Origin of the sequence: Pseudomaricurvus alcaniphilus, assembly GCF_011440395.1 — a bacterium.
In the GTDB taxonomy this organism is placed as follows: domain Bacteria; phylum Pseudomonadota; class Gammaproteobacteria; order Pseudomonadales; family Cellvibrionaceae; genus Pseudomaricurvus; species Pseudomaricurvus alcaniphilus.
Genome location: NZ_JAAOIX010000001.1, coordinates 588,109 through 606,694 on the forward strand (window position 1 = coordinate 588,109; position 18,586 = coordinate 606,694).

21 protein-coding genes are annotated in these 18,586 nt (G+C 49.5%); 9 read left to right on the plus strand and 12 right to left on the minus strand.

Going from position 1 to position 18,586, the window contains the following annotated elements:
• Positions 1–21 precede the first annotated feature (21 nt).
• Entirely contained in the window at positions 22–726 is a 705-nt protein-coding gene (locus G8764_RS02565; protein ID WP_166161550.1) for an META domain-containing protein, read from the minus strand.
• Between the two features lie 652 nt (positions 727–1,378).
• On the opposite strand from G8764_RS02565, the gene G8764_RS02570 reads away from it, so the two are divergent.
• Positions 1,379–2,113 carry a class-II aminoacyl-tRNA synthetase family protein gene (locus G8764_RS02570; RefSeq protein ID WP_243748528.1) on the plus strand — a complete coding sequence of 245 codons (735 nt, stop codon included), beginning with the start codon at positions 1,379–1,381 and terminating at the stop codon, positions 2,111–2,113.
• Between the two features lie 267 nt (positions 2,114–2,380).
• Here the strand turns inward: G8764_RS02570 and G8764_RS02575 are convergent, their stop codons facing one another.
• Both G8764_RS02575 and G8764_RS02580 read right to left on the minus strand, forming a co-directional pair.
• Positions 2,381–2,842, minus strand: a complete 462-nt coding sequence (locus G8764_RS02575) for an anthrone oxygenase family protein (protein ID WP_166161554.1) — start codon at positions 2,840–2,842, stop codon at positions 2,381–2,383.
• A gap of 47 nt (positions 2,843–2,889) precedes the next feature.
• On the minus strand, positions 2,890–3,723 hold the full coding sequence (locus G8764_RS02580) for a Rossmann-fold NAD(P)-binding domain-containing protein (RefSeq protein WP_166161556.1): 834 nt from the start codon (positions 3,721–3,723) through the stop codon (positions 2,890–2,892).
• 128 nt (positions 3,724–3,851) lie between these two features.
• On the opposite strand from G8764_RS02580, the gene G8764_RS02585 reads away from it, so the two are divergent.
• From G8764_RS02585 to G8764_RS02595, 3 genes are all read left to right on the plus strand, one after another.
• Positions 3,852–4,811 (plus strand): cupin domain-containing protein, encoded by a 960-nt coding sequence (locus G8764_RS02585; protein WP_166161558.1) that lies wholly within the window; start codon positions 3,852–3,854, stop codon positions 4,809–4,811.
• Between the two features lie 100 nt (positions 4,812–4,911).
• On the plus strand, positions 4,912–5,184 hold the full coding sequence (locus G8764_RS02590; RefSeq protein ID WP_166161559.1) for a type II toxin-antitoxin system Phd/YefM family antitoxin: 273 nt from the start codon (positions 4,912–4,914) through the stop codon (positions 5,182–5,184).
• A 28-nt stretch (positions 5,185–5,212) separates the two neighbouring features.
• Entirely contained in the window at positions 5,213–5,437 is a 225-nt protein-coding gene (locus G8764_RS02595; RefSeq protein ID WP_243748529.1) for a Txe/YoeB family addiction module toxin, read from the plus strand.
• A 126-nt stretch (positions 5,438–5,563) separates the two neighbouring features.
• Here the strand turns inward: G8764_RS02595 and G8764_RS02600 are convergent, their stop codons facing one another.
• Both G8764_RS02600 and G8764_RS02605 read right to left on the minus strand, forming a co-directional pair.
• On the minus strand, positions 5,564–5,734 hold the full coding sequence (locus G8764_RS02600; RefSeq protein ID WP_166161563.1) for a hypothetical protein: 171 nt from the start codon (positions 5,732–5,734) through the stop codon (positions 5,564–5,566).
• A 30-nt stretch (positions 5,735–5,764) separates the two neighbouring features.
• Entirely contained in the window at positions 5,765–6,685 is a 921-nt protein-coding gene (locus G8764_RS02605; protein ID WP_166161565.1) for a LysR substrate-binding domain-containing protein, read from the minus strand.
• Positions 6,686–6,822: 137 nt separating this feature from the next.
• On the opposite strand from G8764_RS02605, the gene G8764_RS02610 reads away from it, so the two are divergent.
• On the plus strand, positions 6,823–7,725 hold the full coding sequence (locus G8764_RS02610) for a pirin family protein (RefSeq protein ID WP_166161567.1): 903 nt from the start codon (positions 6,823–6,825) through the stop codon (positions 7,723–7,725).
• A 40-nt stretch (positions 7,726–7,765) separates the two neighbouring features.
• Positions 7,766–8,296 carry an NADPH-dependent FMN reductase gene (locus G8764_RS02615; RefSeq protein ID WP_166161569.1) on the plus strand — a complete coding sequence of 177 codons (531 nt, stop codon included), beginning with the start codon at positions 7,766–7,768 and terminating at the stop codon, positions 8,294–8,296.
• A 128-nt stretch (positions 8,297–8,424) separates the two neighbouring features.
• Here G8764_RS02615 and G8764_RS02620 read toward each other — a convergent pair whose 3' ends face one another.
• Together G8764_RS02620 and G8764_RS02625 are read right to left on the minus strand one after the other, a co-directional pair.
• Positions 8,425–9,018 carry a YajG family lipoprotein gene (locus tag G8764_RS02620; protein WP_166161571.1) on the minus strand — a complete coding sequence of 198 codons (594 nt, stop codon included), beginning with the start codon at positions 9,016–9,018 and terminating at the stop codon, positions 8,425–8,427.
• A gap of 81 nt (positions 9,019–9,099) precedes the next feature.
• Complete coding sequence (locus tag G8764_RS02625; RefSeq protein WP_166161573.1) at positions 9,100–9,558, minus strand: hypothetical protein; 459 nt, start codon at positions 9,556–9,558, stop codon at positions 9,100–9,102.
• 761 nt (positions 9,559–10,319) lie between these two features.
• Between G8764_RS02625 and G8764_RS02630 the strand changes: the two genes are divergently transcribed.
• On the plus strand, positions 10,320–10,844 hold the full coding sequence (locus G8764_RS02630; RefSeq protein ID WP_243748530.1) for an ATP phosphoribosyltransferase regulatory subunit: 525 nt from the start codon (positions 10,320–10,322) through the stop codon (positions 10,842–10,844).
• Between the two features lie 223 nt (positions 10,845–11,067).
• Here the strand turns inward: G8764_RS02630 and G8764_RS02635 are convergent, their stop codons facing one another.
• Together G8764_RS02635 and G8764_RS02640 are read right to left on the minus strand one after the other, a co-directional pair.
• Positions 11,068–12,318, minus strand: coding sequence for an RCC1 domain-containing protein (locus tag G8764_RS02635; protein ID WP_166161575.1), 1,251 nt, complete (start codon positions 12,316–12,318; stop codon positions 11,068–11,070).
• A gap of 127 nt (positions 12,319–12,445) precedes the next feature.
• Positions 12,446–13,633: a hypothetical protein gene (locus G8764_RS02640; RefSeq protein ID WP_166161577.1), complete on the minus strand. Its 1,188-nt coding sequence runs from the start codon at positions 13,631–13,633 to the stop codon at positions 12,446–12,448.
• Positions 13,634–13,863: 230 nt separating this feature from the next.
• Between G8764_RS02640 and G8764_RS02645 the strand changes: the two genes are divergently transcribed.
• Together G8764_RS02645 and G8764_RS02650 are read left to right on the plus strand one after the other, a co-directional pair.
• Entirely contained in the window at positions 13,864–14,763 is a 900-nt protein-coding gene (locus G8764_RS02645; protein ID WP_166161579.1) for a tyrosine-type recombinase/integrase, read from the plus strand.
• A 1-nt stretch (position 14,764) separates the two neighbouring features.
• Entirely contained in the window at positions 14,765–15,811 is a 1,047-nt protein-coding gene (locus G8764_RS02650; RefSeq protein WP_166161581.1) for an IS91 family transposase, read from the plus strand.
• Positions 15,812–16,056: 245 nt separating this feature from the next.
• Here the strand turns inward: G8764_RS02650 and G8764_RS22285 are convergent, their stop codons facing one another.
• From G8764_RS22285 to G8764_RS02665, 3 genes are all read right to left on the minus strand, one after another.
• Positions 16,057–16,917 (minus strand): hypothetical protein, encoded by an 861-nt coding sequence (locus G8764_RS22285; protein WP_207951636.1) that lies wholly within the window; start codon positions 16,915–16,917, stop codon positions 16,057–16,059.
• Positions 16,918–17,037: 120 nt separating this feature from the next.
• Positions 17,038–17,553, minus strand: coding sequence for a hypothetical protein (locus G8764_RS02660; protein ID WP_166161583.1), 516 nt, complete (start codon positions 17,551–17,553; stop codon positions 17,038–17,040).
• Between the two features lie 29 nt (positions 17,554–17,582).
• On the minus strand, positions 17,583–17,867 hold the full coding sequence (locus G8764_RS02665; protein ID WP_166161585.1) for a hypothetical protein: 285 nt from the start codon (positions 17,865–17,867) through the stop codon (positions 17,583–17,585).
• Positions 17,868–18,586 lie beyond the last annotated feature (719 nt).

Consider the following 18,586-nt stretch of genomic DNA (forward strand, 5'->3'; position numbering starts at 1 on the left):
CTTTTGATCTGCGAGCTTTGGCTACTTTCTGCAGGTTATACCCCTGGCTGACGCGATCGTTTCGCCAGCAGCTAACGGTGCAAGATGGGCTTCGACACGGCCTTTACTCCACCACTCCCAGCCACCACCGGTGTAGCGCGATCCACTCGCCGACTGCGTGATCGTCGTGTCGAAGGTCTGGCCTTTGTAGACAATACGCGCTTTGTCCTTGGTCGGATACGTGGCTTTAACTGTGGCACCGTCGTCGCAGAAATAGGTGTGTAGCGCGGACTGGGTTGACTCAAACCCGCGCAAGCTGCGGCCATCAGCTGTCGTTACGAGCAAAGCGCCTTCTCTATCGCGCTCAATGCGTATGACGTCGGCCAGAATATTCAGGACTGTTTGCTCCTGGTTCATCAGCGCTGGCGGGCACATCTTCCTGGTAGTGCCAAGCGTGCCAAACTCTAGATCTGCGCCAGAGCGCGTATAGGGCCCAAATACCCTGTTGCAACCGGTACTGCCGCTGAACTGCCCATCCTGACCGAAAGTCAGGGTTATGTGAGAACTGTCGATCACCCCGCGGCCTGCCACGTCCTGGATTTGAAACGTACGGTCGAGAAGATCAGCGTTCGTGAATTCTGAGTTGCCGTTCGTGCCAGTACCCGGCGCACTTGTGCAGGCTGCGAGTGCGAGTGCGGCGGCAGCAGCGATGAGAATGGGGTAACAGTGTCTGAGGTATCGGGTCATTGGGTGATTCCTTTCTAGTAGGGGCAGTGCGGTATTCGGGCGATATCGTACGCGAAAGCCTGGTGAATCTACAGAGGAGCGGGCCCTAGCGAGCCCTAGCGAGCCCTAGGACAGGCACTCGCTCGGAGAGCCCCGAGTCCCAGGACAGGCATTTGCTTACGGAGAGCCCCAGGACAGGCAGTCAACAGGAGCCCAGGACAGGCACTTGCTTGCCAGGACAGGCACTCACAACTCATGTCTCAGCATCGATTCTTCTAGTGCCTGTCCCTGATCTTGGTGCCTGTCCCTGACCTCAAACAACTCCCAGGACAGGCACACACAACTCATGCCTCAGCATGAATTCCAGCACTTCCCGACTGGTTTTCGATAGAACACCATCATCAACAGCTTGAAAAGCCATCAATGCCCATAGTTTCATTAAAGCTATCTTAACAGCCCATAATCTAAGACTATGACTCAGCCCAGAAGTCAGCTTGTATCACCTGCAGACACGCCCTACTACCACTGCGTCTCCCGCTGTGTAAGGCGAGCGTTTCTCTGTGGTAGCGATCCTGTCACTGGCCAGTGCTACGAACACCGAAGGCAGTGGATAGAAAACCGCATCCGCTTGCTGAGTTCCTTATTTGCCATCGACATCTGCAGCTACGCGGTTATGAATAGCCATTACCATGTGGTCGTCAAGCTAGATACTTCTGAGGACTGGTCGGAACAAGACGTTATTGATCGCTGGTTGACACTGTATAAAGGCCCTCTGCTGATTCAACGCCATCACCGAGGTGAAGCTCTGACACCAGCGGAAAGAGACACCGTTTCGAGCATCATCGAAATCTGGCGCCAGCGTTTGCAGAGCTTGAGTTGGTTCATGAAGCTGTTAAACGAACCCATTGCCAGAATGGCCAACGCCGAGGATAACTGCACCGGCCATTTTTGGGAGTCCCGCTTTAAATCCCAGGCGTTATTCACCGAAGAGGCCCTGATATCTTGCATGACTTATGTAGATCTTAATCCTGTTCGCGCCGGTATATCCAGGACTCCGGAATCGTCGAAACACACCAGCGTCAGAGAACGCATCCAACCCGCCTTCAATCTGTCCGAGGCAATCAAGGATCAGCACTTGGCCGCTGATTTTGACCTTCCCATTAAACCGCTTCTGCGTTTCGAAGATACTACAAAGCGGGATACCCAAACGGGAATTGCGTACTCGCTAAGCGACTACCTGCAACTGGTCGACTGGACCGGACGAGCGATTCGGGATGATAAAACCGGCTCGATTCCTGGCAAACTACCGCCGATACTTACCCGACTGAATATTCCCATCGAGCAATGGCTGGTCAATAGCCAGCATTTTGAAAAGATTGTCCATCGACGGTTTCGGAAATCCGCTTAACTTTCGCCGTACAATAACACTCCTCTGAACTCGCGCACCTGAAATTCAGGTGTTGGCGTCAAATTCTGCAACAGTCGCTTGCAGCCCGATTTCCGTACACTCTAACAACGTGGGCTATCATGCGTGCCAACTTGTTGTGCATTTTTCTAACAGTGCTTGTCCCTGCCATTCTTATAGCGGTGCCTGTCCCTTCCATAGCGGTGCCTGTCCCTGCCATCTGCTACTGCCATTCACTGCCTGTCCCTGCCATTCACCTGTCCCTGCCATTCACACCGGGGCCTGCGCAATCGTCAGCACACCGCAAGCAGCCATACAACTAAGCGTGCGCAGATGGTTCAACCGAGTCCAACTTTGCTGATATTCATTCCAGCAGGCCACAAGTCTAGAATCGCTATCTGCACATTCTTTCAGTTTGTTATTAAGCGGCACATTGCCGAAAGCCGTCACGACAAACATACCGATTATGTAGATCACTGCAGCACTAATCACCAGCGCTGAACTCCCCCGCTGCCAGTCCGCAAAGCTCCAAACAATCAATCCGGCATACCAGAGTGTTGACCCGAAAAAGATGGGTAAAAATGCCGTATTGACGATGACATCGTTAATCTTGTTCATTGCCTGCGCAGCTTGCAACGGGGGCAACTTTCGAAGCGCCTTCATTATGACAACAGAGAATGCGAAATATATACCGGCCATAAGGCCGGTCAAAACGATAAGTAAAGTAAGCATGACAAAACTCCTTAAACTCGTAACAGAGCTGAATTCTGAGAGCAGCGCTACTCACCGACAGCAGCCCAGACTCCCGTTTTGGCAGTGTTTTCTACATAACCCTGAAAACTCCTGGCGGGGCGCCCCAGAACCTGCTCAACCGTATCGGTGGTCCATTCGTTGCGTCCATCCAGCACGTTGACGAACAGTTCATTCATAAGCCAGGCGATATCATCGGGAAGACCTTCGGCTTTGGCCGCAGCAAGATACGCCTCAACAGGTAAGACTTGAAAGCCGATGTCACGGTCGCTGACCCTGGCGATGGTGCCCACGCAGTTGGCGAAAGAGAGAATCTCCGGCCCGGTGACTTCCAGCAACTGGTTGCGCAAATCCAAGCGAGTCAACGCAGCGACCGCGACATCGGCGATATCATCGACGTCGATAAAGGGCTCTTCCGCTTTGGGCTCCGGTAAAAACAGCTCTCCACTCTGCAATCCATCGAGCATAAAGCTTTCGCTGAAATTCTGCATAAACCAACTCGCCCGGACGACATTCCACTCCAGGCCGCTAGTGCGGACGACGTTTTCTGCACGCTCAGCGCCCTCTTCACCACGACCGGAAAGCAACACCAGGTGCTTGACGCCCTGCGCTACAGCCAGCTCGGTAAAATCGCGCATATCGCTCTCAGCCTGTGGCACAGCGAGATCGGGAAAGTAGGTTACATAGGCTGAGCTAACGCCTTCCAGAGCAGGCCCCCATGTGGCCCTGTCTGACCAGTCGAAGGCAATCTCGGAGCTTCTTGACAGACCGCGAGTCATATAGCCGAGTTGCTGCAGCTTGGTGAATACGCGCACACCGGTTTTACCGGTAGCGCCAACAACAGCGATAATTTCATTTTTCATACGTCACCTCTTCAAAGGTTTGTTGATGGGCAGTTCTTGGAGAAGAAGTGTATTAGAGGGCTGCTTGATGTTTAATGCCTGTCCATCTATAGTTTTTTGCAGTTTGTCCAATTCGTAGTGAGCTGCCCGTGGAAGACCATCATCAGCGAGACGTCCCGGCCTCGACAGATACTCTGGGAGAAACCCTCTACTCCCTCCGGCTGAACGGGCTAATCTATGCCCACTCCGAGTTGACCGCACCCTGGGGCGTCGAAATGCCGCCCATGGACGGCAAAATGATGTTTCATATTGTCACCCAGGGAGGCTGCTGGCTGCGACTCCCAAATAACGAAAGCGTATTTTTACGCCCCGGCGAATTGGCGTTGTTACCCAGGGGTAAAGGGCATTCTATCGCCTCGGACGAAAATCAGGATTGCGAACCCTTTTTCGACATCCCGGTGCAGAAGTTGTCCGAGCGGTTCGAGCTAATGCGCTATGGCGGAGGAGGCAATGAAACACGGCTCACCTGTGGCGTGCTCAGCTTCGACCACGTGATGGGCGAAAAACTTATTGCACACTTGCCCCAATTCATTCACATGCAAAGCGACACTGGCCAGCTGCCAGGACCGCTACAGCCTCTTATCCAGCTGATGGCCGAAGAAGCCGCTGCGCTGGGTGCGGGCGGTGAAACGGTGGTGGCCCACCTCGCGGATATTATTGTCATTTACGCCATTCGCTATTGGATCGAGCACTCGCCAGAAGCAAGCAAGGGTTGGCTGGGCGCATTAAAAGACCCGAAAATCGGCAAGGCGTTGGCTGTTATTCATGCACACCCTGACTCAAACTGGACAGTCGAACGCCTGGCCGAGCACGCCGGGATGTCGCGTTCCGGTTTTTCGGCAAGGTTCACTGAGACTATTGGCACATCGGTCAAACAGTATCTCACCGAATGGCGAATGAGCTTAGCCCGCGTGAAGATATTGCAGTCGCCCATACCTTTGGCAGATCTGGCGGAGGAGATGGGCTATAAGTCAGAGGCGGCATTTTCCCGAGCGTACAAGCGTATTATGGGTGTGCCACCGATCCGCCCAAAGCATCATTTAGAATAAAAGGCTGCTGCCTGGTTTTTGGCATTGGGCTATTGTGATTACCCTCGTTAAGGCTTTCGCTATATAGTTGTACGGTGTTTCCGTACGGAGTAATAGATTTATGGACACTGTAAGTGTAAACAAGTTTCGTGACAACCTGAAAACCCTTGTAGAACAAGTAGTTAGCCAGCATGAGCCATTGAAAGTAACCCGGCGTGCCGGTGAAGCCTTTGTGGTTATGAGCGCCGACGACTGGGAGCGGGAGCAGGAAACCCTGTATGTACTCCAGAACCAGGATTTAATGCGGCAGATTGCCAATTCGCTTGAAACTCACACCCGTGGCCAGGGTTACACACCGACCAATGAGCAAATGGATGAGATCATTGGTATTTGAAGGTAATACTTGGGAGGCGTATGAAAAGATGCGTGAGAAGGACAAGAGGCTACACAAGGCTCTCTGTAAACTTCTCAAAGAATTACTTCGGACTGACGACCCATCAATGGGCGCGGGTAAGCCCGAGCCATTAAAGCATAACCTATCTGGACTCTGGACTAGACGTATATCGCAGAAGGATCGCTTGATATACAGATATGACGATAATTCCATTTACATCTTCGCCATTGGTGGTCACTACGACCAGCCCTAACGTTTATATCTGCATCAACAACCTATTTCCAGTACTCCGACAATATCATCAGAACGACGCAAACAACTAAACCAAACACCTGCCAAATCATCGCCGGCGATATGGTCACCACTCACGTACCAGAAATTAGAACTCGGCCCAAAGGCAGCCGCGCAGGTACGAGCGACTGCTGCCCCACTGCACGCAGCGCACAATGGCCAACTCGGCGTTCCGCTCCAACCCGCCAGCGCTGAAGCGCAACTGGTCGCCGTGCTGCACGCCCTGCCCCTCGGCCACCTCCGCTTTCCTGTTTGGCATCGAAATCTACAGCTACGCAGTAATAAACAACTAACCCACTGCATCACCAATCCGTGCATTCAAGTTGCTCAACAGGTAATCCACCAATGCGCGAACAGACGGTGACTGTCCCCGGCGAGATGGCGTTACCAGACTCAATTGTGCCTTCCCGGCTACCCACTCCGGCAACACTCGCACCAGCGATTCGTCATTGAGTTCATCCCTGCAGGTATAAGCTGGCAGGCTCACTATACCCAGCCCTTGCGCCGCCGCTTGTTTCAACGTAGTCATGTCATCGCTGCACAGTTGCGGGCTAAAGGGTATGGTGGTTTTTAACCCGTCCATACTCTCCAGGCTCCAATGCCCGGTTACCGGCTGCCAGCCCACCTTCAAGCTTTGTCTTTTAAGCAAATCATAGGGCGACTCCGGGGTGCCGGTTCGAGCCAGATACTCGGGACTCGCGAACAGGTACCAGGACACATTAGCCAGGTGCTGCTGAATATTATTCGAATCAGGCAGCGCTTCCATATGGCCTCTTACGGCCATGTCTATTCCGGAAGACACCAGATCGACCGCTTGGTTAGTCACCTGCTGGACCAGGTTTACCTTCGGGTGCTTGAGCAGAAATTCAAGCACCAGGTCCTTGATCGCATACTGGGCGACACCTACCGAGCAACTCATGGTCACGCGCCCGCTCAAGGATTCCTTGCGGCTTTGAATCGCCGCTTCGGCGGCTTCCATTTCCTCGATCATTGCCCGGGCATGCTGGTAAAACACCTGGCCTGTTTCGGTCACTTTAAACTGGCGGGACGTTCTTTGTATCAAGCGGGTATCAAGCCTTTCCTCCAGTTGCGATACATGCCGGCTCAAGCGTGACTTGGGCATATTGAGTGCTCTTGCGGCGGGAGAAAAGCCCCGTTTTTCCACCACGTGGACAAAATAGAAGTAGTCATTCAGGTCGATCATAGCCATTGGGTTCGCCGCTTTTTGCCCGCGCATCGTTCCAATTATAGAACTATAGTTTCAGTTTTTGAACCTACACGAACTTATCGTTCCATTGCTAATATCTAAACCGTGATTAAGAAACAGCCCAACCGGGAGATCGGACAATGAACGCAGCAACTTCAATTGGTGAAAACCTGGCCCTTGATAGCGCTACCACCGCATCCATCACTGCCCCACACGCTGGCAGCCCGCTTGAGATAGGCACCGGTTTTACCGCCAACGCTTTTCGCGAGCGGGATTTCGCCGGCGCGATGGATCCGCTGGTCATGGTCGATCACTACCGCATGAGTGAACCGACCTTTGGTGCCCACCCGCACGCCGGCCTCTCCGCTGTGTCCGTACTCTTTGAAGACAGCAAGGGTAAATTTCACAACCGGGATTCACTTGGTAACGATTTCGATTTGCTGCCCGGCGACCTGTACTGGTTAAAGGCCGGTTCCGGTGCGGTTCACGATGAGGCGCCCAGGGACGGCGCAAGCATTCACGGCTTGCAGGTATTTGTGAACCTGCCCGCGCGGCTGAAACAGGGTGCGCCTGCATCACTGCGTGTGAAAGCACAGGACATGCCTGTCCTGGAAACCGATGGCCACCGCGTTCGCGTCGTGCTCGGCACCAGCAACGGCATTACAGGCCAGGTATCACCCGCCCTGCCCATGACCATTCTCGACGGCAAGATGGCTGCCGACGCCACCTTTGCCCACGTCTTGCAGCCGGGAGAGAACGGTTGGGTATATGCAATAGACGGCGAGTTCGAGCTGATGGTTGCCGGCGAGACAATAAGGCTGCGAGCGGGCCAAGCCATCGCTATCGAAGCGACCTCCGCTTCCGCCACCAATACAGTTGAGTTTACCAACGTTGCAGGTTCAGGCGCACACTTTGCCCTATTTGCCGCCAAGCCCGTTAAGGAAGCCTTCGTCCAGAAGGGCCCCTTCGTGATGAACAACGTGGCCGAAATCGCACATGTCGAAGTGGACTATGCCGCCGGCAAACTCGGCCACCTCGAATAACCACACCGAAATAGACCAACCCACTTCACAGGAGAAGAACATGAAAATTCTAGCATTCGCCGCAAGCAATAGCCGCAAGTCGATCAACAAGGACTTAATTCGCTATGCCTCGACACTGCTGCCTGACAGCGATGTCGACATTATCGATATCAATGACTACGAAATGCCCATCTACAACGCCGACCTGGAAGAGGCCCATGGCATCCCCGAATCAGCGTCCCGCTTTCTCGATAAAATCGCGGCAGTTGATGCGCTGCTGATCTCCTACGCGGAACACAACGGCAACTATACCGTGGCCTACAAAAACCTGTTTGACTGGGCCTCACGGAAAAACCGGGAAGTCTACCAGGGCAAGCCGATCGTAATGCTGTCGACATCACCGGGCGCGGGCGGCGCGAGAAGCGTGCTATCCCTTGCCGTTGAATCCGCCCACTTTTTTGCGGGCAAGGTGATGGCCTCTTTGTCAGTGCCTGAGTTCTTCAAGAACTTTGACCAGGATAAGGGTGTGCTCACAAACCAGGATATGGTTAGGGAGTTGGAAGAAACATTGTCAACGCTGCAGGAGGTCTGAACTACAGCCGAACCGGAGATTAGCGATTTCACAAAAGTTGATCTTGTCCCGATAAAACCAAAATGTGAAAATTCATGAATTCGTTTTATCGAGGCAGGATCAACATCCGACCCTTTTACTTGCTAAATCTATTGTAGAACTTGCTGATGAAAGTAATCGTCCGTAAGGAAGTTTCGAACCAGATTGTCTAGTGCTGAATTCAATGCCTGCAAAATACCATCTTTAACCATGGTAACTTTTTCACTAGATGAATCTCCATACACAGTGTCTCTCCACAATATTCTTCCTGATGGATCTTTCGCGGTGAGCTTCACAGCAATTTTTACATTAACTGTACCTTTGGACCATCCCGAAACAACACTTGAAGATACATCTACTAACTGTCCACTAATCGACACTTTATGATCCTTTAACGAATCGAGGCCTGCTTTGCTTATCCCCTGATCGAGAGCGTCCTTCACGATCAAAGCCAGGTCCTTTTCTGCTTGCCAGCCGCCTGAGGTGGTTTGACCATAGCCATTTTTCATGTTCATTATCATTCTTGGATTTTCAACATTACGGTCGTCTGTAATGTCTTCAATTGAAACCTCTGGAGCCTTGTTCAAATTTAAAACAATTTCCTCACCTGAGTACTGATAATTCACTGGTAGGTCATGAACAGTGAACGCGCAACCAGATAGAATTGCGATTGATATAGCAGATATTACTAGTTTAAAACTCATTTTAATCTCTCCTTGTGAGATTTTTATGGTGAAATATTTTACTGCTTAGTGCACGGGCGCAGTGCTACTACGTCCGTGCGATTACTTGTTACGTGAGTAGCGGAGTGCTAATTCACATATCTGATCGGGCTGGAGGCTTTCTTCTCTGCTATATGACTCCATCCCTTCTGAATAGGCAGGTTTCGGCTGGATCATCTTGACCTGCAATGTATCTTTACCGACCTCGATAATCTGATCGATAATCGTTTCGCCAACATATACATACTCCGAAGAAGAGCTTTGTACTTTTAAATGGATTTCATCGCCGATAATTTTCCACGTGCTTACGTAAAAACCATATTCGAGCTCACCGGTAGAGCCAATTCCTATACCGGCACTACATTTTTTTCCATCAGATGTATAAGCGACCTTCTGATAATAAAACTGTCCGCCATTAACCTCAGGATTTGACCAAACACCTACGATCTCTTGCTCTGGCTTCGTCTGAATGCTGGAGCAACCTGTTATAGCCAACGTTAAAAATAGACAAAATCTTTTCATAATGAGTTATTCACGTAGCTTCTATATCAACACCGCCAAACCGAAGATTTTCCATTTTTCTACAATATCACTAGCAAGCCGGCAACAACTCTCATACCTAGATAGCCTATCGACCGGCTACCACAACCCATAAAAACCCTGTGCCATTGCCCACGCAAAGGCATCAACCTCAAGAAGAGAAGTCAAGTACAGAAAACAAACTAAAAAAACCGGAGCACCATTCCTTGTGTCCTTACAGACAAAAAACATTGAAGAGAAACACGCCCATCAAATCACCCTGGCGCGCTTTACACAAAAAATTAACCGCCAAATTCTAACCCATGACAAACAACAGAGCAATGCAACAACGCTCCTCCCCTAACCAAACTCCTGCAAGCGAACACGTCCATAAGTCTAATCACCAACGGCGTAAAAGAGAAACCGCTAGAAGAGACCGCGAGGACAGGCACTCACAACTCATGCCTCAGCATGAAACCCAGCACTTCCCGGTTGTTTTTTGATCAAGCACTGCCATAAACGGCTTGAAAAACCATCAAGGTCAGTCGTTTTATTAAGACACTCACTACCACTTGGTCGTCAAGCTCCGTAACTCCGAAAACTGGACCGAGCAGGACGTTATGGATCGCTAGCTGACACTGTATAAAGGCACTCCGGTGATTCAACGCCATCACCAAGGTGAAGTTTTAAACCCAGCAGAAAAAGATACGGTATCGACTATCATCGAAATCTGGCGCCAGCGTTTACAGAGCTTAAGCTGGTTTATGAAGCTGTTAAACGAACCCATCGCCAGAATGGCCAATGCCGAGGACAAGTGCACCGGCCACTTTTGGGAATCCCGCTTTAAATCCCAGGCACTGCTCACCGAAGAGGCCCTGATTTCCTGCATGGCCTATGTGGATCTCAATCCCATTCGAGCTGCTATGGCCAGGACTCCAAAGTCCTCCGAACACACCAGCCTCAGGGAACGCATCCAACCCACCTTCGATCTGACCGAGGTAATTAAGGATCAGAGTCTGGCTGAGGGGTTTAACGGTGCCATCAAACCACTGCTGCGCTTCGAAGATACTGTAAAGTCCGATAACCAAGCAGGAATCCACTATTCGCTAAGCGACTACCTGCAATTGGTCGACTGGACCGGACGAGTGATTCGAGTTGATAAAACCGGTTCTATTCCCAGCAAGCTACCGCCGATTCTCACCCGGTTGAATGTTCCCATCGAGCAATGGCTGGTCAACAGCCAGCATTTTGAAAAGATTGTGCATCGACGTTTTCGGAAATCGGCCTAACCTACGCTCTGCAATATCAACCCCCTGAATTCGTGCATCTGGAATTAAGGTTTTGGTGTTAAACTCCGCGAAAACCGATTTCAGCCTGATACCCATACACTCGAAGCAACAAAGACTATCATCCAGGCCAGTTGTTTCTGGGCCATCTTTTATGAGTTCCCGTCCCTGATATTGTCTATGTGTACGGTTGTCAAACTTGTTAACTCATCACTACTTTTCGTGTCTATCGACTATACAATTCAGCCGGAACGTCCGATGTGATATTAGAGGTATCGAGCCCTCCCCAGCAACTAACGCCATTATCGTCCACAACACAGGTATGATCTCGATAGATTGACAGAAACTTAGGGTTGGACAGCGAATGTTTATCACCAAAAATTGCTATATATCTATTTGGTTCATCCCCTAGTCGATTTAGCCTATCAATTCCCCAACATATCACTTCTCCGTCATCAATAGCACATGCATGCGATGCCCCAACAGCAACTTGCTGAGGATCAGAGAAATTTGACGGCACTAATGGAGCGATATCAATTATTGCACTTGAATCACTAATAAGGCCCCAGCACTCAATATCTCGGTTTGCTATAGCACAAGTAGCAGTTGGGCCCGTTGCTACAAATACAGGGGCAACTAAAGGGGGGGCAATAGCTCTATTATCCTTCAGGATAGTATTGAATATGTTATTCCCCCAGCATTCGAGAACTCCCAGATAAATCACACAGGCGTGCTCCGCAGATAAAGACACACTATCTGGGTTATAAATGGCTGAATTACTAATGCTTGACATTTCAATGTATGGACTCTCTCCCCAGCAACTAAGACCATAGTCATCTATAGCACACGCATACCCACTTCCTTGATCAACAAATATTGGATTGTAAAATGCAGGAGTGGATACTAGGGTACGATTCTCTTCTTCATAACAATGGAGGCCATCAATATCAATTACACACGTATCTCTCCATGTAGAAACAAGTTTTGGCTGCACTGACGGGGGAGGTGAAGTAACCCCAGGGTATCTATCATTAAAGCAAATAACTTTATTAGCAGTTGCTGCACAATATTCATTTGGCCCAAGAGATAGACTTAATATTTCATCTGCTGGAACCTTATTGATGGAAATTTTTATTTCTGTTTGAGCAGCATTGGCGGCGGCACTATTGGCATAAACAATACGAGCCTCTCCGTAATAGTTCTTGGCTGGAGTATAAACAAGCTTATTTTCATTACAATGTATTAACCCACCTCTATCATCATCTGGATCTGGGCGATAAGTGATTAGATACGTAGCGCAGTCTGTATCAACTAAATTTATTATTACCGGCTTATCTTCATCAGACTGAATTAATATAGTATTTATATCTTCGCTATCACCATCTCCACCACCTCCACCACCTCCACCACCTCCAGAGCAACCAGAGAGACAAAACAAAAAGAAAAAAATAAGGATAGATGGTTTCGCATCAAACATAATAAAAAACCTAGTGTATAAATAACAAATAGCCTTGGTGATTAACGCCAACCATGAGGGGCGTATTTGGAGTGCAGCGCGAAGCGCGTAGCGGAAAATACGTCCCTCTCCATGGCTTTATTAGATTTCACTTCTTTGACAATGCATCGATTGATTGTTTCAGAAGGGAAATGAGCGACGATGGTGCCACATCCGGTTGTTTGCCTTCTTCAACAACAGGCTGGCCGAAAAACCTGTCAGTCAACGACGCTTTGAGCTTATTTCTTTCTTCATCAGGCAAATCATCGAGATAGGCATTAATGCTTGCCAACTCAAGCTCAGCGCGGCGATGCCTTGATTCCAATGTGCGGTGTTTGGCGGACTCTTTCGCAGCGTAGGTTCCTGGAATGAGTAGCACCAAAGCTGCGGTGAGCCTGAAAAAGGATTTGAGAATATCGAACTCGCCGCTGGCGCTCAGATACAGAACGATTGCAACGAATATGCTTGTTCCAACAAAGCAACCAAGTGCAATATTTCGTAATGTATCTGCTGATTTTTTCTCGTTATCGCCGGCACCCTTGTAGTTTCCTGTGAGACCGACATTGCCCACGAGCTGCACGATTCGCTCAGCCTCGGATTTCTTCTCTTTTATGGAGGTTATTAGTTTTTCGGTATCTTCCCGAGTTTTAGAAAGTTGTGAATCAAATTTCCCACTTGACTCGTCTGTGAGATTTGAAAATTCCGTTTCTCGTTCCGCCTTCTCTGCCTCGAATCTTGCCTCGATTTCTTCGAGCTTGGCGGCCGAATTGACGCTGAGCGCGTCTAGTTGAGTCTTTAGTTCGCTTGTTTGCTGCGTGAATAATTTGACTTGTTCGTCGAACAGGGCCTGTTTGGCCTGAGCCGCTTCCGCTTCAGAGTTTATCTGCTTGATTGCCGCATCTGCGAGCTTCTTGAATGAGGTAGCTTCCGCCGCCCCAGTTGAGGGTAACGCACCAGAAATTGAAACCAAAGTTGCTGCAGCAACTACGGAAGCTTCTACACTGTTAGAAGCATTCGTTAAGTGACCGGAGTTTCCGTTGCTCAGGAACTGATTGATTTCTCCTAGACTTGCAGCAATCCCTTTTTGAACATTGCCTAATTTTCCTGCGGAATTTAGTACCGGAGATGCCTGCAACAGGCGCTGTTCGATAAAGGATGCCGACTGATTCAGACGATCGAGGTTATCTAGCGCAGTGTCGTCCAGTTTATGTTTGTGCTTCTGGCGCAACGCTGCTTGTAGCTGAGACAGAGCTTCATGAACAGGATGCTCGGCGAATTGTTCTTCATAAATTGCCATCGGACTCCCCCGTGAAATCTAACGCCGCTGTAACTGGCGCGAAATACGGAGCTGTTTTTTTGGCGACAATGAGCGCAGCGAACGCACAAAAAACGGCGTAGTATTTTGCGTCCAGTTTACAGCCTTGTTGAACGAAGCCGCTACGCGGCAAGCTAAATCTCCAAACTCCTCTTCGTGGAATAATTCCCCTACGTGCTCACGCCCGAGCACGACTACTAGAGGAATTACTCATGAACACAGCACAGCAAAAGAAGTTCAATTCACTGTACCACAAGCATGTTAGCGCACTGCGCCGGCAGGGCAAAGCGGAACGGACGATCGACTCCTATTCACGCGCTGTTCGACGTATAGCCGAATTCTGGGATGCCTGTCCCGATACGCTGACCGAGGACCAGCTCGAAACCTACTTCTCGTCCCTGGTTGAGACCCACTCCTGGTCCACCGTCAAGGTGGATCGCAATGGATTGCAATTCTTCTACCAGCACGTCCTCAAAAGGGACTGGGTCTGGGTGAATATCGTGAAACCGCCCAGAAAGAAGGTTTTACCCGATATCCTGACGTTAAAGGAGATCGAGCGCCTGATCAATGGCACCCGGGAGCTGCGCTACCAGACGTTTATTCTGGTCGCCTTCAGCATGGGGCTACGCCTTGGGGAGGCCCTGAACCTTCAGGTCGGCGATATCGACGGCGACCGCATGAAGGTGCACATCCGACAGGGCAAGGGTGCCAAAGATCGCTTTGTGACTCTGCCCGAGGCCAGTCTGATGGCTCTGCGCCGTTATTGGGTCTGTCACCGCAATCCGACGCTGCTCTTTCCCCGGGGCCGCAGCCCCCAGGAGCGAGCACAGGCCACTGTACCTATGGATCGCGGCGGACTACAGAAGTCCTTCAAGGTCATTCTGCAGGACTGCGGCATCCGCAAGGCGGTCACCATTCACACGCTGCGCCATTGCTATGGCGCTCACCTGGTCGAAGCCGGTGTGAACTTGCGTGCCATCCAGCACGAAATGGGACACGAATGCCCCAAGACGACGGCACTCTATACCCAATTGACTGAGGTCACCCAGACCGATACCGACAAGCGCATCAATCGACTCGTGTCGCGAATGCGTATTCGTTGGGGAGACTGAGATGGAACTCGCCGCAATCTTCGAGCGCCATCGAGAACACTTCCTGTCTCGCTATGGCAAGACGCTTACCTCCGACCAGCGCTCGGCCTTCCATGCCATTACCGGGTGTCGCACCGGGCAATACGGAGAGCTGCTGCTGACCTGCCAGGGCTGTCATCACCACGGCACCCGCTACCGATCCTGTGGTCATCGATCCTGCAATCAGTGCCAGCACCAGAGCACTCAGGCCTGGCTTGATCGCCAGCAACAGAAACTGATACCGGTTAATTATTATCTGGTTACCTTTACCCTGCCGTATGAACTGCGTCAGTTAGCCAGAGCCCACAGTCGCACGGCGTATACGCTGCTAATACAGTGTGCAGTGGCAACGTTCAAGCGCTTCGGCCTTAATCAAAAGGACTTGAGTGCCGAACTGGGGATGTGTGCCGTGCTGCATACCCATACCCGACGGCTGGACTACCACCCTCACGTTCACATTGTGGTGCCGGGCGGAGGTGTAAACCGGTCGCGACGGGAATGGCGCAAACTTCAGGGCGACTACCTGTTCAATGGTCGAGCCCTGGCCGCGGCGTTTCGGGGTGCCCTGCTGCATGCGCTGGCCGGTGCCGGTTTGACGTTGCCAACCACACCCAAACGCTGGATCGTCCAGTGCCAGAAAGTCGGTCGCGGCCTGCAGGCCCTGCGATACCTATCTCGCTATCTCTATAAAGGTGTTATCAGCAACCGTAACCTGGTGGCGGATACGGGTACACACGTGACATTCCGCTTTCGCGACAGCAAGACCAATGCATTCCATACCCGCACCTTGCCCAGCGAAGAGTTTATAGCCCTGGTTCTCCAGCATGTGCTGCCGAAAGGATTCCGGCGAGCACGGGACTATGGCTTCTTGCATGGCAATGCCAAAGTACTGCTGCATATCGTGCAATGGGTGCTTGGGGTTCAAAGGCCAACGCTGAGCGAGCCGGAAAAAGCACACTTTGTCTGTCCACATTGCCAGAGTGAGATGCATGTTTGCGGGTTCAGGGCAGCTCGCCAGAAACCCGGATAATACTGGCGTAAAAATAGATCGCCACTCACCAACAGGGAGGGCAAATCCACACAGATGAACATCCAATTTTTAAAGATCGCTTCCCAGGCGAGGACTCTGCTCGCCTGGACAAAACCCGGTCCAATCCGGTTGGACTCAGGACACTGAAATCAAAATCATTTAATTGCTTATAGAGAGTGCAAGCATTGGGGCTTGTTCAACAATGGGATATGTGGCGGCTCAGCCGCGCCACATATCCTTATTTGTTAGGGGTTGTACTGATACTCATTTTGCAGGTCATCCAGTGTTGTAATGTGAATTTTTACTTTTACTTTGTAACGTTTAGCAAAACTTTCTAAGTTATGCTTAAGCATAGCCATCTCGACTTCAGGTGTATCCATTACTGCAAATATATGAAGAGTAAAGTTTCTTGGGTCTATTCCTCTAAAACTCTGTGCCGCTAATTCAGACTGTTCAAGAACCTTAGCCAGCCTAGAAGGATCTACATGCCTTGCTTTAAACAGCTTTACTTCAACAGCATGCACTTCATCATCATCAATAGCTAAAGCATCGTAAACTGCACGGACATTACTGTCGGGAAATTCCAAACGGACATCAGTTTTGAAATTTAGACCAAGCTCTTTAGTCAGTTTGTTTACAGCGAGCTTTTCGGCCAGAGTTACATCAGCCATCAATTGTCGATTTCTAATTGAATTAATTTTTGCTGCACTCATGAACTTGTCATGAGTCGATTCAGCCTCTCTCTCATTTTTATCGGTTTTTTCAGTAGCGCTAGATTTTTCAGCGGAACCCTCGGCTTCGATTTCCTCCACTTCCTCGCGCAATTTATTTCCTTGCTCTTCGGGTGAAGCTTTACCATAAGGATTTACAAAATTCTTTTCATCTTTGTAGTCAGATGGTGCATACAGCACTCGATGATTGAAATTGAGAGTCAAAAAGAAGATGCCCACCAGAAAGATGGGAAAGAACATTAAAAACCAAATATAGATATTCTGATTATCAGCCTCTATAAATGGCAATACAGTTGTGCCACTTATTTCGGCAATTGCGGCGAAAATGGCAATCACCGTAAGAGGGTTTTTAATGTGTCCTATTTTTTCGACCAATGCAGATCCCCTAGATCTCTCAAAGTTATGCAGGGCCTGCCTAGACCCCTAACGCCAGCCATAACCGGAGGCAAAAAGCGCAGATTTTTGACGTCCGCGTTTATGGCATTGTTAGAAATTTTAGTGCTTAGCTGTATGATTTTCACCTTCTGGCTCAAAATGAAATTCCTGTTTTTCACGAAGCTCTTCGAGTGAACCACCAAAAACCTGAAGAGCCTTATTTAGTATTAACTGCACAGACTGTAATCGATCATTTATTAAGTGTTGAGACTCGCGTAGTTCACTAATAATCCTTTCTCGACCGTCAACGGTTAGAAACTTGTCATGGTTTCTCATAACAAACCCGTGTGTGAGATCATTTCTTGCTTCAACACCTTCACGGATAAATTGTTCAAAGTTACCTGGCAGTGACAGTTTTTCTCTGAAAACCTTTGCTATTTGACCCAGAGTCTTTTCTGAATACTTGAATGTTGCACTTTCAAATGACTCAGCAGTGACTATGTTATCGCTATTGCTTGACAGCAATGATATTAAAAGTAATAGGTTGTTTTCAAAAAGTTGGCACAAATATACTGCCGTACCCAACTCATACATAATCGGCTTTAGCACTAGATGCTGAGAACTATTTGTTTCCATGTGAATTTAATGATCCAGGGTTTTGATAATTACGAAAATAATGACTTTAAGAAGTTGCTAACGGGAGATTTGTTGTATTCGATTAGTTGAAATTCAATTTCCTCGGCAGTTGGCTCCGTTTTGCTTGAGAAGAATGGTTTATTTGAACCACTAATATGAACCTCATAAAATACATTTTCATCGTTATTTGCCTCAAATCGCTTCCGACCATAAACGAGAAGATCTTCTTCATCAGGTACATGACGGCATTGAAAAACAGTTAATTTTGTACCTCTTATTTCGAGTTGTTCCCACAAGCCATGAGTTGTGTACATATTTCCTCCAGATTTCTAACGCCTCAATGTGCGGCCGAAATGTAGCAGCGAAGCTGCGGAATGTAGGTCCAGCCCCAGCTTGCTGGGGCGATGCACCATTGACTTGTTAAATGTGGGGCTAGCTAGTGAGCACATAGTGACCACCGTAACATAGGGCCATCAAGAAAAAAGTGATTTTGCCGTAGAAGCACCATTCCCTTGCTCTTGTATCCTGCTTCGAATATTCGAGGAACCAATAGGGTACCAATATGTAATAACTCTGCTTCTTTTCATCCTCAGAGTCAGCGTACGCGCAGATGCTAAAGATGAAGTAAGGCAGACTTAAAAATATTCCGATTCCTAGAATCACTCTATCCATGGTTTACATTTAACATTTATATCAGCATCACAACGACGCTGATTCCCCACATTCTGAAAATACCACCACAAAGGCGGCAGCAACCAAACCACCACCCATCACGCCAATATTGCCCATCAATCACCTACCAGGCCAACTCCCGCCACCTACAACTACACACCACCCACACCCCAAACCATAGCCAACCCAATGGCATCCCCCCAAAAAAAGGAAACCCAAACACAAAAAAGCTAAAAACCCCGGAGCACCATTCCCTGTGTCCTAACAGACAAAACCATCGAAGAGAAACGCGCCCGTTAAACCACCCAGGCGCGCTTATTACAATTCACAAAATTCAACCGCCAAATACTAACCCATGGCA